Origin of the sequence: Akkermansia sp. RCC_12PD, from assembly GCF_036417355.1 — a bacterium.
In the GTDB taxonomy this organism is placed as follows: Bacteria; Verrucomicrobiota; Verrucomicrobiia; order Verrucomicrobiales; family Akkermansiaceae; genus Akkermansia.
In genome coordinates this window covers 1,506,677-1,520,027 of the sequence record NZ_CP143889.1, presented here as the reverse complement: position 1 = coordinate 1,520,027, position 13,351 = coordinate 1,506,677, and the positions used below count along the sequence as shown (strand labels likewise).

The 13,351-nt window shown below is 59.2% G+C and carries 12 protein-coding genes; 10 read left to right on the top strand and 2 right to left on the bottom strand.

Annotated elements, in window-relative coordinates:
• Positions 1–60 precede the first annotated feature (60 nt).
• The 3 genes from mnmA (at position 61) to V3C20_RS06330 (ending at position 3,113) form a co-directional block, all read left to right on the top strand.
• Complete coding sequence (gene mnmA / locus V3C20_RS06340; protein ID WP_130084318.1) at positions 61–1,134, top strand: tRNA 2-thiouridine(34) synthase MnmA; 1,074 nt, start codon at positions 61–63, stop codon at positions 1,132–1,134.
• Positions 1,131–2,480 carry a tRNA uridine-5-carboxymethylaminomethyl(34) synthesis GTPase MnmE gene (gene mnmE / locus V3C20_RS06335; RefSeq protein ID WP_130084317.1) on the top strand — a complete coding sequence of 450 codons (1,350 nt, stop codon included), beginning with the start codon at positions 1,131–1,133 and terminating at the stop codon, positions 2,478–2,480. Before mnmA ends, mnmE begins: the two co-directional genes overlap by 4 nt.
• A gap of 282 nt (positions 2,481–2,762) precedes the next feature.
• The gene (locus tag V3C20_RS06330; protein WP_130084316.1) at positions 2,763–3,113 is read left to right on the top strand and encodes a hypothetical protein; all 351 of its coding nucleotides are present in this window, start codon (positions 2,763–2,765) and stop codon (positions 3,111–3,113) included.
• An 84-nt stretch (positions 3,114–3,197) separates the two neighbouring features.
• Here V3C20_RS06330 and V3C20_RS06325 read toward each other — a convergent pair whose 3' ends face one another.
• On the bottom strand, positions 3,198–3,830 hold the full coding sequence (locus tag V3C20_RS06325) for a trimeric intracellular cation channel family protein (RefSeq protein WP_161981381.1): 633 nt from the start codon (positions 3,828–3,830) through the stop codon (positions 3,198–3,200).
• A gap of 55 nt (positions 3,831–3,885) precedes the next feature.
• On the bottom strand, positions 3,886–4,665 hold the full coding sequence (locus tag V3C20_RS06320; protein ID WP_130084314.1) for an MBL fold metallo-hydrolase: 780 nt from the start codon (positions 4,663–4,665) through the stop codon (positions 3,886–3,888).
• A 149-nt stretch (positions 4,666–4,814) separates the two neighbouring features.
• On the opposite strand from V3C20_RS06320, the gene V3C20_RS06315 reads away from it, so the two are divergent.
• The 7 genes from V3C20_RS06315 to mraY are packed head-to-tail and all read left to right on the top strand — an operon-like array spanning position 4,815 to position 13,347.
• Positions 4,815–5,279, top strand: a complete 465-nt coding sequence (locus V3C20_RS06315; protein ID WP_130084313.1) for a hypothetical protein — start codon at positions 4,815–4,817, stop codon at positions 5,277–5,279.
• Between the two features lie 9 nt (positions 5,280–5,288).
• Positions 5,289–6,854, top strand: coding sequence for a 16S rRNA (cytosine(1402)-N(4))-methyltransferase RsmH (gene rsmH / locus V3C20_RS06310; protein WP_238623838.1), 1,566 nt, complete (start codon positions 5,289–5,291; stop codon positions 6,852–6,854).
• Positions 6,855–6,878: 24 nt separating this feature from the next.
• Positions 6,879–7,223, top strand: coding sequence for a hypothetical protein (locus V3C20_RS06305; protein WP_130084312.1), 345 nt, complete (start codon positions 6,879–6,881; stop codon positions 7,221–7,223).
• Between the two features lie 16 nt (positions 7,224–7,239).
• Positions 7,240–9,339, top strand: coding sequence for a penicillin-binding protein 2 (locus V3C20_RS06300; protein WP_130084311.1), 2,100 nt, complete (start codon positions 7,240–7,242; stop codon positions 9,337–9,339).
• 9 nt (positions 9,340–9,348) lie between these two features.
• The gene (locus tag V3C20_RS06295) at positions 9,349–10,848 is read left to right on the top strand and encodes a UDP-N-acetylmuramoyl-L-alanyl-D-glutamate--2,6-diaminopimelate ligase (protein ID WP_130084310.1); all 1,500 of its coding nucleotides are present in this window, start codon (positions 9,349–9,351) and stop codon (positions 10,846–10,848) included.
• Positions 10,849–10,866: 18 nt separating this feature from the next.
• Positions 10,867–12,240 (top strand): UDP-N-acetylmuramoyl-tripeptide--D-alanyl-D-alanine ligase, encoded by a 1,374-nt coding sequence (gene murF / locus V3C20_RS06290; protein WP_130084309.1) that lies wholly within the window; start codon positions 10,867–10,869, stop codon positions 12,238–12,240.
• 3 nt (positions 12,241–12,243) lie between these two features.
• Entirely contained in the window at positions 12,244–13,347 is a 1,104-nt protein-coding gene (gene mraY, locus V3C20_RS06285) for a phospho-N-acetylmuramoyl-pentapeptide-transferase (protein WP_130084308.1), read from the top strand.
• Positions 13,348–13,351 lie beyond the last annotated feature (4 nt).

Here is a 13,351-nt window from a genome sequence, read left to right as displayed (position 1 = left end):
GCGCAGCGAATCTCGCAAACGGAGACAGGGAGCGTCGGCATCAATTTTCCTTCCAGCACAGTGGCACGTATTCTTGTAGGCTTATCCGGCGGAGTGGACAGTTCCGTTGCGGCGGCGCTGCTCGTGGAGCAGGGCCATGAAGTCGTGGGGGCTTACATGAAAAACTGGGTGAATGATGAAGGCATTCCCGGGGAATGCCCATGGGAACAGGACATTCGGGACGCGCTGGCTGTCGCTCAAAAAATCGGGATCGAATTCCGTGTGATCGACCTCGTGGAAAAATACCGCGCACGCATCGTGAACTATTTGATTGAAGGCTACCGTGCCGGCTGCACGCCGAATCCGGATGTGCTATGCAACCGAGAAATGAAATTCGGCGTGTTTCTGGATTATGCCCTGGAACAAGGATTCGAGTACGTCGCCACCGGCCACTATGCCCGCAGGCTCGACACGCCGCAGGGCTCCTTCATCCTGCGCGGCCGTGACCCAAACAAGGACCAGTCCTATTTCCTCTCTCTGATGCGGCCCGCCCAGATTGCCAAGGCCATGTTTCCCCTGGGCGATCTGCTGAAACCGGAAGTACGCGCGCTGGCGGACAAATACGGCCTTCCCACAGCCCACAAGAAAGACAGCCAGGGCATCTGCTTCATCGGCCAGGTGAAGATGAGCGACTTCCTGCGGCACTACCTGCCGGACAAACCCGGAAAAATTGTGGATACGGAAGGCAGGATTCTCGGCACCCACAACGGACTGCACCTTTTCACGATGGGTCAGAGGAAGGGACACGGAGTGGCTTCTCCGCGGGAAGGAGTCGCGTACGTCGTCGTGGGGAAGGACGTGAAGCGCAACCAGCTTATCCTGGGGTATGAAGAGACTTCCACACAGGGCCTGTATGCCTCCCATGCGGTTGTCGGCGGCATCTCCAACACCCTGTTACCGTTGCCCTCCCGCATTATGGCCCAGCCGCGCTACCGCGCCAAGGCGGAATGGGCCGCCTGCGAATATCTGGAGGAAGGAAAGGTGCGCCTGAGCTTTGACGTGCCGCTGCGCGCCCTGGCCGTGGGGCAGGTATGCGCGTTTTACGATGGCGGCAAACTGCTTGGCGGCGGCTTCTTTGAATCCATAGAGTCATGATTGGTCCGGAACGCACCATAGCCGCCCAGGCGACCGCCGCAGGCCAGGGAGCCATCGCCATCATCCGCATGAGCGGTGGTCGGTGTATGGAGATCCTGGCCAAATGCACCCGCCCGAGTCTTGCGGAGCGCCTGCATCCCCGCCGCGCCGTCTTGACTCATCTGCTGGATGCGGAAGGCACCCCCATCGACCAGGTGCTGCTTACCTACTTCCCGGCTCCCGCCAGCTATACGGGGGAAGATACGGTGGAGATTTCCTGCCACGGCGGCATGCTGGTAACGGAACGCCTCCTGAAACGCCTGTACCGGTGCGGGGCATCTCCGGCGGAACCGGGAGAATTTACGAAAAGGGCCTTCCTGAACGGACGAATGGACCTGACCCAGGCGGAAGCCGTCATGGACGTAATCTCCGCGGGAAGCGATCTGGCGCTGAGAGCCGCGCAATCCCAGCTGGACGGAAACATCGGGGCACGGGTGGATGAACTTAAGGACGAGCTTGTCCACGTCCTGGCACATGTGGAAGCCTATATTGATTTCCCGGACGAGGATATTTCTCCGGACACTGCGTCCGCCCTTCTCTCACGGCTCGGCAACGCAGAAGAACAGCTTTCCGGCCTGCTGGGTTCGGCTGCCGCAGGACGCCTGTTGAGGGAGGGTATCCGGACAGCCATCGCAGGACCGCCCAACGTCGGCAAATCCAGCCTGCTCAACACCTTGCTGGGATACGAACGCGCCATTGTCAGCAACATTGCCGGAACCACGCGGGACACCGTGGAAGAATCCATCCAGATCGCCGGGCTGGCCCTGCGCCTGATTGACACGGCAGGAGTCAGGGAATCCTCCGACGTCATTGAACAGGCCGGCATTCTGCGAACTAACAGGGCACTGGAAACCGCAGACCTGGTTCTGGAAGTGATGGACGCCTCCCTTCCGCGGACCGCCCCTCTTCTGGCTGAAAACCGCAATACGCCCAGCCTGCTAATCCTGAACAAATGCGACCTGGGGATCCATTCGGACTGGCAGGAAGTTTCCGGAATCCATTTCTCCTGTTCCACGGGAGAAGGCAGGAAAGAGCTGGAAGAAGCCATTATCCGCACCTTTGCATCCCAACTGCCCTGTGAAGCGGGAAGCTCCCTGGTGGCCATCAACGCCAGGCACCAGCATGAACTGGGCCTGTGCCTGGAACACGTCCACCTGGCCTCGGAATCCATCTCCCGGCAGGAAAGCCCGGAATTCACGGCTCTGGAACTGCGGGAAGCTCTGGCCCATCTGGGGGAAATCACGGGAGCCGTGGACACGGAAGACGTGCTGGGAGCCATTTTTTCCTCCTTCTGCCTGGGAAAGTAATACCTTGGCAAGGATGATAGCAAATCTTATTGATTATCTTCAATATATCTCTCATGCGCGGGTTACTTTATTTTCGCGCTGTTTCCTCCTTCTGCATCCTTCCTGTTCAGGCAAAAACATATTTTCCCGCGGAAGGTCTTCGTAAATTCCCCAAAAAATGATGGGACGGCACCGCTTACAATTTGTCCTGGGCTGCAACAGCCGGCAACCTGCTGTTATGGCGACAGGACAATTTTTCCGGCGTTCCGGCATCCATCCGTAACGGCCTGGGAAAAAAGGCATATGGGAATTGATCATCCTTTCATTGCCAACGGGGAAAATACATCAGGAAGTATGGTGCATGCACAGGAATGGCATATGGGAGAGGACACCCTTAACAGCAACATTTATCAAAATGATTTCAAGATAGGAGAAGTGGATACCCATGAAGGAAATAAATTCAACCGTAATGTGATCAACTGCTGGGCAATGGAGATCAATAAATCTACAGAAATAATTGAATTTATTTACTTTACAAATTCCGACAATGACAAAAATCTTGAACAAGAGCCGTCGTCTCCAATGAAACGGACAATTTCCTGCATCCGGAGAGCGAAAACAGCAACAACTGGCTCAATGTCCATGATGTCTTAATACTTCCATTTTAAAATGTTCCGCAACCTTCTCCCTGCTTCACGGTACTTGTTTTTGCGGGATATTCACGAAGACTTTTACGCCTTACGGTTCAGAATCTTCGGAAACTTCCGCCTCCGCTTCCGGAGAAAACAGCGGAATGTAGGAAGGCAGGTTCCAGTTCCAGCGAATGGCCGCCAGGCGTACGGAAAGCGTCACGACGAACCCCGTCACAAAGCAGGTGGAAGAGTCGATGCCCAGATAAGAGAGCGCGGCATAGGCCACGCCGCCCATGAGCGCCGCCGTGGCATACAATTCACCGGGACGGAAAACGTAGGGAACGTTTCCGGTCAGCACATCGCGCAGCAGGCCTCCCGCCACGCCGGTGCAGATCCCCATCATCACGGAAACGGTAGGCGTATAGCCGTGCAAATATGATTTTTCCGTGCCAATCATGCCGAAGAGGGCCAGCACAATGGCGTCCGCCACGCGGATGGTTCCCAGGGGCGGCGGATACTTCTGGGCCAGGTAGAAGGTCGCCAGACTGGTAATGACGGCGGCAAGAACAAAAATTTCCCCACTGGGAAGCGTCCAGTACACCGGGATATCCAGCAGCAGGTCGCGCACGGTTCCTCCGCCCAGAGCGGCCAGCGTTCCGCACACGATCACGCCGAACAAGTCCATCTTCACCCGCGAAGAAGCAATGGATCCCGCCAGGGCGCCAATGATGGTACTCATGATTTCACAGATGGAGAGGAACATGACGGGGCGGGGGAAGGAAGAAAAACGGGGATCAGCACACCCGTATCCACGGAAGAGATGAATCCTGCATGGCGCAGAACAGGGAGGTGGAGCCGAGACCTATGTCATGCAATGTAGCACGCATCAGGCTTTCTGCCAACGCCGGAGAATTGCTTTCAGCGCTTAAATGGGCCAAAACAACATTTTTCAGGGCATTGTGCGCCACACGCCTCAACAGGTCGCACGCCTGTTCGTTGGAAAGATGGCCGTGTCCGGACGCTATGCGCTGTTTCAGCGGCCACGGCCTTTTGGGCGTAGCCGCCAGCATCTCCGGATCGTAATTGGATTCCACTACCAGGCTGTCCACCATGGACAGATATTCCGCCACGCATCCGGGCGCCTGCCCGGTATCGCTGATAAAGCCTAGGCTGGACTGTTCCGTCTCAAACTTGAAGCCCACGGGGTCCACGGCATCATGGTAGGTGGGAAAAGGCGTAATGACAATATCCCCTATCTTGAAAGACTGTCCTTTTTCAAAATAGGTCCAGGGAGCTTCCGGAGCCTTTTCCTGGACGCACATGGCAGTATGACGCGTGGCGTACACGCGCACGGCGTGCTTTCTGGTGAACTGATGCACGCCCTTCATGTGGTCGGCGTGTTCGTGAGTAAGCAGAATGGCATCCAAGTCGTCCGGTTCTACTCCGGCATATTTCATTCTTTCCCTGAGCCTTGCGGCGCTGAACCCGGCATCCACCAGCAACACGGTATCCCCCGCTTTCACAATGGTGGCATTTCCTCCGCTGCCGCTGCCCAACACGCAAAACTGCATCATGGGCGGAAATATAATCCTCTCCCGTAGGCGGGGCAAGACCGGATCAATGCTTTTTTCCCGGCATTCATGCAAGAAAAGAATGACTTTATCCAGTACGGGGTTGACATTTCAGGTGCATTAAAGTGTATTGAAAGCACTACGTAGTGTACTTGCAGGCGATGAGCAGTGTATCAGACAACCTATTTGGTGCATACACGCACAAGCTTGACCCCAAAAACCGGATTGCAATTCCGACGGAATGGAGGCCAAGCGAAGGCTGTGCCCTGCTCCTGCTATCCGGACGGCGCCTTGACCTGCCGACGGTGAAAGTCTACACCAAGGACAAATTCCTGCAACTCATTGAAAAAATTAAATCTGCGCCAGGCTATAGTGAAGCGCAGATCGACCTGTTCATCGGCAAACTATACGCAAATTGCGTGGAAGCCATCATCAACGCCCAGGGCAAGCTGCTGATTCCCAAACCCATGTGCGAGCATGCACAACTGAGTTCCGCGGTGCGTCTCGCCGGCCGCGGCGGCTATTTCGAATTATGGGAACCCTCGGCCTATGAAGAAGTCGCCCTGCGTGAAAACGCCAGCATTTCCGACATTAACCAATCCTTCGGCATTTTCTGATCTCCTCTCATGCCTCCAGATCCGTCTACACAGTCCGTGCACCAGGCAGACACCTTCGCAACGCTTGCGTTGCGCCCGGGCTGGCTTGTCTCCCGCCTGGGCATTGCCGCCAGGACCGGACTGGATGCGGAAGTCACGGCATATTCCATCGTCTTCTGGCTGCATGACGCCCTGCCGGCACAGGACATGATCGCCTGGCAGAAGCAGAAGGCCCGCATCACCGCGGAAATGGCCCTGGCCGGCCAGAAGGGCGCCTACGGCAAACTGGGCGCATTGTCCTCCGACCTGAACCGGGCCTTTGAGGACCATGTTGAGCTTTCTTTACGCGCGGGCGCGGGAGCCCATCTCCGCACGGACGCCATCCAGGCGCTCGCGGACGGCATCTCGGCCAGCGCGGCCTGCCGTCTGTTGGCGTGGAGCATTTGCCGCAACCACGTTCATGTGATCGCGGAGCTGACCGGAGAAATGGGAGTGGATGAACTGGTCTGCTCCTGGAAAGCCCTGGCCCCCGCCGCGGACTGGGAAAGCGCGTACCATACGGAAGCTCTGAAAGCGACGGAAGTCGGCGCCAGACTGGATGAATTGGTGGCTGAAATCGGTGAAGCGGAAACTGTGGCCGCCCCTGCTCCGAAGGAGGGGCAGGAAGACTCCTCCGGGAACTTCAGCCACACCACTGTCCTTCTGCACGAGACGGTGGAAATGCTCGCCCCCGCCACCGGCAAGCTCATCGTGGACTGTACGCTGGGCGGAGGAGGACACACGGAACTTCTCCTGGAACAGGGAGCTACCGTATGGGGCATTGACCGGGATCCGGACGCACGGCGCGCCGCCACGCTCAAGCTTGCCCGCTTCGGTTCCCGCTTCAAGGTGCTTGCTGGCAACTTTCAGGATGTGGAATCCCTTCTCGCCCAGCAGGGCGTTTCCCGGGTGGACGGCCTGCTGGCGGACCTGGGCGTTTCCTCCCACCAGCTTGACACCGCTTCACGCGGCTTCTCCTTCCGGGAGGACGGCCCCCTGGACATGCGCATGGACACCCGCTCCGCCTTTTCCGCCCGGAACCTGGTGAATGAAGCCCCGGAAGAGGAACTTGCAGACATTCTCTGGCAGTACGGGGAAGAGCGGGCCTCCCGCGCCATCGCCCGCGCCATCGTGAAGGCCCGTTCCCAGGCTCCCATCGCCACCACCGGACAGCTTGCACGGATAGTGGAATCCGTTTTGCCCCGCAAGGGCAGGCAGCATCCGGGCACCCGCACCTTCCAGGCCCTGCGCATCGCCGTAAACGGGGAGCTGGACGCCCTGGACTCACTGCTGGCCTCCTCCGTAGGCCTGCTCGGCAAGGGAGGACGCCTGGCCGTCATCACCTTCCATAGCCTGGAAGACCGCAGGGTCAAGCAATTCTTCGATCTGCACAGCCGTCCGGAAATCGACCGCCCGGAATGGCCTGCCCCGCGCCCCAACCCGGACTACTGCTTCCGTCTGCTTTCCCGCAAGCCAGTCACTGCGGGAGAGGAAGAACTTTCAACCAACCCCCGTTCCCGCAGCGCCAAATTGCGCGGCGTGGAAAAAATCATCTGACACCGCTCTCCCGCTCCCACCATCATGAAAAAATTCAAACAGCATTTCACCGGCCACCAGATCAGCGTAAGCATGATTATGTGGCTCATTGCCTTCGCTTCCCTCACCTGCGGCGCGGGCATCACCTATGCAGTCCTGAAAAACGACCAGATCCAGGTTACGCGCGATATCAAGCAGATGAACGACGAAATTGCCTCCTGCGAACTTACCGGGGAATACTACCGTTCCAAAATCTCCTCCCTGACCAGCCGATGGGCCATTCGCGACAGGCTGGCCCAGGACAAATCCAACCTTCAGCCCATTGATCCCGCAGCCGTAGAATACATTTCACCGAAAAACGCCTCCCGCATCGCTGCGGCCGGCAACTAAACGCGTCGCGCCGTTCATGACCACGCTCACGAAATCCAGATTCGCCAGAAGAAGCCTCGTCCTGTGCGGCGTGGCGGGCGGCGTGGTCATCTGGCTCATGCTGGGCCTGGTCAACATCCAGCTTGTCTCCCCGCGGAAAACGGGAGGACTCCCCAGCGGCGGCATTCTGGAACGCGAGGTACTGCGCCCCCAGCGTGGCCGCATCATGGATGCCAATGAGGAAATCCTCACCAACAACATGCACAGCTCCATCCTGGTGGCGGACGGCTACCACCTGAGCGACCCCAAGGTCATCAGCTACGCGCTCGCCTATTCCAAGGCGGTCCACTCCCCCCTTTGGGCGGAAGCTGAAACGGAAAAGGAGCAGGAAAGGCTCATCTCCGGATTCCGCAGGAAAATTCTCAACCAGGCCGCCAGCAGGAAAAACGGCAGCAAGGAATACAACCTGGCAAAAATTCTTCTCCAGGAACCGGAGGAAGAACCGGAAGGCACGGACAAGGCTCAAAAAAGAATGGAGGAGCTTTACGACCCGGCCACGGTGCAGGAATACGTTCAGGCCCACCTGGAATACGCCGCCAGGGTCATTGCACCCTTTCTGCCGGACATGAGCGTTCAGGACATCATCAGCTCCGTGGAAAAAGACGGGAAAATCCCCAAAAGACGCATCGTCATCGCCAAAAACCTGTCGGAGGAAAAAGCGGAGCTTCTGCGTGAAGCCATCCAGAACGCCCGCATCCGGGGTTTCCAGTTTGAAACCTCTTCCAAACGCATCTATTCCGTACCTGAATGCATGGTGCACATTCTCGGCTACATCGCCCAGACGGAAACCAGCGGTCCCTACCCCGTCGCGCTTGCCGGCCTTGAAAAACAGCTGGACGACCAGCTTCTGGGCCATGACGGCATCCGGGAATGCCGGAAGGACAGCCGCGGGCGCATCATCCCTTCCGCGGATTCCCGCTTCAAGGACGCCGTGGACGGATTGAACGTGCGTCTGACGGTGAACATGGAATACCAGACCATTGTGGAGGAGGAACTGGATGCGGCCATTTCCTTCTATACGGACAGCACACACAAGCCCAGGGGCTGCATCATCGTGGTGGAACCTAAAACCGGCAACATTCTGGCGATGGCCAGCAGGCCCCACTATAATTTAAATACGCGGGAGGGCCTTCGGGAAGGTGCCTACCATTTCGCGGTGCAATCCCTCTATGAACCGGGCTCCACGTTCAAAATCGTGGCGGCCACGGCGGCCGTGGATTCCGGCAAGGCCACGTTCGACACCATGATCAACTGCACGCCCTACATCGTGCCCGGCTCCCGCCCCGTGACGGACAAGCCTCGCTTTTACAACGCTCTGACGCTGGCAGGCGTGCTGAAAAAATCCAGCAACCCCGGCGCCTTCCGTATCGCTCTGAAAGCGGGCTGGCCCACTTATAAAAAATACTTTGACCTGTACGGCTTCTCCTCCAAGACGGGCATCGAACTGCCGGGGGAAACCAACAGCCAGTGCCAGGATGGCAGCAACTTCGTCAACTTCTCCCGCATCAGCTTCGGCTATTCCCTGATGGTCTCTCCGCTGCAGGTGGCCATGGCGTACGCCGCCATCGCCAACGACGGCGTGCGCATGCGCCCCCGCCTGGTGGACGGCATCTACGTGGATGACAAAAACTTCCAGCCCTCCCCTCCTGTGGAAGTCTGCCGCGTTATGAGCATAAAAACGGCCAGAAATCTGCGGAACGCGCTCTTTCACGTCACAGACATGGACGGCACCGCCAAGCGCGCCCGCATTGAAGGATACAACGTAGGCGGCAAGACAGGAACCGCCCACAAGGTAAAGCCGACCGGAGGCTATTATGAAAACCGCTATACCGTTTCCTTTGTGGGCATGCTGCCTGTGGAAAACCCGGCCTTCGTCTGCCTGGTGGTCATTGACGATCCCACCTCCAAGCACTGCCACCCCGGCGGCGGCACCGTCTGCGCCCCCATCTTCCAGAAACTGGCCACGCGCCTGGCGGCGGCCATGAACATTCCCAAGAATACTCCTTCCGCAGATCCGGACAAGAAAACGTCCCGGGTTCCCGCCTCCGCTTCCCCGTCCAACCAGCCGCGCAGATAGAACTACATCATGAAGCTACTTACTCTTCTCAAAGACCTTCCCAAGCATACGCTCACCGGTTCCGGCCAGGTGAAAATCTCCCATCTGGAATGCGACAGCCGCCGTGTTCTGCCCGGCTCCTGCTACATTGCCCTGAAAGGAACGCAGGCCGACGGGCACGCCTTTATTCCGGAGGCCATCAGGCGCGGAGCATGCGCTGTCGTGGCGGAATCCCCCTGCACGCAGCAGGCCATGGACGCCAAGGTCTCCTGGGTGGAAGTGGCTGACTCACGGCTGGCCGTCAGCCTGATGGGAGCGGCCTGGAACGGCCACCCCTCCCGCCACATGTCCATGATCGGCGTCACCGGGACGAACGGGAAAACCACCACGGCGTACATCGCCCATTCCCTCCTCAAGCAATCGTGGCTGCGCGCCGGGCTGATCGGCACCATCGCCTATGACAACGGGGAGGAAATTACCCCCTCCACCCACACCACGCCGGGTCCCCTGGAACTGGAACGCCTGCTGAAGGAAATGTTGGAAAACGGCTGCCGCGGAGTAGCCATGGAGGTCTCCTCTCATGCCCTGGACCAGGAACGCGTGGCGGGCATCAACTTCAACGTGGGCATCTTCACGAACCTGACCCAGGACCATCTGGACTACCACCACACCATGGAAAACTACTTCCAGGCCAAGGTGAAATTGTTTGAGCAAATGGCGGCGGACACCAAATCCCGCCGCAAGCCCGTGGCCGTCATCAACATTGACGACGCCTACGGCCGTCGCCTGGCGGAAATGTTCTCCGGCCGCATGGCGGTGAAAACCTATGGTTCCGCCCTGGGGGCGGACTTCCGCATGCTCGTGCACCACGCTACGGCCAGGGGCAGCGAATACGAGCTGGAATATAAGGGGAAAAGCTACCTGGTCCGCGTACCCCTGATCGGCAAGTTCAACATGTACAACAGTCTGGCGGCGCTGGCGGCCGTCATCTGCGCAGGAATCCCCGTGAGGGACGCCATCGCCAGCCTCCAGAACATTCCGCAGGTGCCCGGCAGGCTGGAATTGTTCACCCATCCGGGCGGCGCACAAATCTTCATTGACTACGCCCACACCCCGGACGCCCTGGAAAACGTCTGCAAGACGCTCAAGGAACTGTGCTCCCGCCGTCTCATCACCGTATTCGGCTGCGGCGGGGACCGGGACAAGGGAAAGCGTCCGCTGATGGGCGCCGTGGCCGCACGCCTGTCGGACGCATGCATCGTCACGTCGGACAATCCCAGGAGTGAAGAACCCCTATCCATCATCAACCAGATCACGGCGGGCATGCCGGAAGGCCGGTACGCCATCATCCCGGACCGCGCACGGGCCATTGCCACGGCCATCGACCAGGCCCGGCTGGGAGACATCGTTCTCATTGCCGGCAAGGGTCATGAAAACTACCAGGAACTTTCCACGGGGCGCATCGACTTCAGCGATGCCAAGGAAGTGCGCCGCAACATGCGCATCAAGGACGAGTTCACGCAGGCATAACACACGACCATCATTCCCATGACCTCCCTCACGGCACACGGCATCTGCAACGCTATCGGCGGACAGCTGGTCAGCGGCCCCTTTGAAAGGGTCGCTTCCGGCGGTGTCTGCACGGACAGCCGCGCCCTGGCGCCGCATGCCGTCTTCTTTGCCCTGGGCGGAGAAAAATTCGACGGGAACCTGTTCGCACCGGAGGCCTCCCGCACTGCGGCGGCCGTTGTCGTCAGCCGCGTGGAACCCGGCATTGATCCCTCCTGCGCCGTCATCCTGGTGGAAGACACGCTGACCGCCCTGCAGAAACTGGCCTCCTGGTGGCGCTCCAACCTGAAGCTGATCGTCGTGGGCCTGACCGGGTCCAATGGGAAAACCTCCACGAAGGACCTGACCGCCGCCGTCCTCTCCCGGAAATTCCGCACTGTCGCCACGGAAGGCAATCTGAACAACCACATCGGCGTCCCCCTCAGCATCCTGAAAGCGGAACCCGCCGATGAAATGGCCGTGTGGGAAATAGGCATGAACCATCCCGGGGAACTGGCCCCGCTGTGCGGAATGACGCAGCCGCACATCGGCATCATCACCAGCATCGGTACCTCCCACATGGAATACATGGGTTCCCGGGACAACATCGCACGGGAAAAATGCACAGTTGCCGAATGCCTTCCGGAAAACGGCCACATGATCTTTCCCGCGGACTGCGACTATGCGGACATGATCCGGCAGTCCACCCGCGCCACCTGCATCGACTGCGGCATTGATTCCGGGACGGTGCGTGCGGAAAACCTCATTTCCACGGAAGACGGAACGCGGTTCACGCTCGTCATACCGGACTTCTGCCGGGAAACGGTGGAACTGCCCGTGCATGGCCGCCACATGGTCTGCAACGCACTGCTTGCGGCCGCCGCCGGCTGGGTGGCAGGTCTTGCGAAGGAACAAATCGTCTCCGGCCTGAACGAGGCAAAATTGACGGGAGGCAGGCTGCACTGCAAGCAGAGCGGCGGCATCCTGGTGATAGACGACACCTACAACGCCAACCCGGACTCCATGCAGGCGGCCCTGCGCACGGCAGCCGACCTCCCCTGCACGGGCAGGCGCTTTGCCGTGCTGGGCAGAATGGGGGAACTGGGTACCTTCTCCGCGGAAGGCCATGCCCTGGTGGGCCGTACGGCGGAGGAACTCCATTTCGACTATGTAGTCAGCGTAGGGCAGGACGCCGCGCAAATCACGGACGCCATCCCTCCCGGTTCCGCCACCCGGGCCCTGTATCTCGCCGCTCCGGAGGAAGCCGCCGAATGGCTCCGCAACCATGTCGCCCCGGGTGACATCGTCCTCTTCAAAGGCAGCCGCGCCGCCCGCATGGAGCAAGTCATGAACCTCACTTTTCCGCCCCAGTAAATCATGTATTCCCTCATTGAACATATCTGCCCCGGATGCGGGCTTGCAGACACGGCAGGGAGGGCTCTCCTGGCCTGCCTGCTTTCCTTCGTGCTGACCATGGCATTTGCACCCAGGGTCATCCGTGCGCTGATTTCCCTGAAAATCGGCCAGCCCATCCGGACAGCGGAAGAAGTGCACAAACTGGCGGAACTTCATGGAGCAAAGTCGGGAACGCCCACCATGGGCGGTGTGCTGATCGTGGGCGCCACGCTGGCTGCCACCCTTCTGTGCGCCAGGGTCGCCAACCCTTTTATCATCTCCTGCCTGTTTGTCACAGTGGGGCTGGGCCTGCTGGGCTTCCGGGACGACTACCTGAAAGTAACCAAAAAAACTTCCGACGGCATTTCCGCACGCAAAAAACTCATCGTTCAAGCCCTGGTGGGCCTGCTGGGCGTCGCCTTCCTGTGGCTGTATCCGGAAGGGCAGCCGCGCGTGGAACTGCACGACTACATCACTTCCCTCTTCATCCCATTCTACGGGCAGGTGAATCTGCCGTGGTACGTTTATATCCCGTTCGGCGCGCTGGTCGTGGTCTCCGCCTCCAATGCGGTGAACCTGACGGACGGCCTGGACGGGCTGGCCTCCGGCTGTTCCGTCGCCACAGGCATTACTTACGCCATCCTTGCCGTGCTGGCCGGCAACTGGCTGATAGCGGACGGCCTGAACATTCCCTTCCATCCGGCTGCCAATGAAATAAGCGTCTTCATGATGGCCGTGGTGGGGGCCTGCCTGGGCTTCCTGTGGTACAACTGCTACCCGGCCAAGGTCTTCATGGGGGATACCGGCTCCCTGGCCCTGGGGGGCGCCTTCGGCATGGCGGCGGTCTGCACCGCGCAGGAAATCCTCTTCATCGTCATCGGCGGCGTCTTCGTTATGGAAGCTACATCCGTAGTCCTCCAGGTAGGCAGCTTCAAGCTGCGCCACGGCAAGCGCATCTTCGCCATGGCGCCCATCCACCACCACTTTGAGCTCAAGGGATGGAAGGAAACGCAGGTAATCACCCGGTTCTGGATGATCAGCCTCCTGCTCGCGTTCCTGGGCCTGTTCCTCATCACCACCGCATAAACCG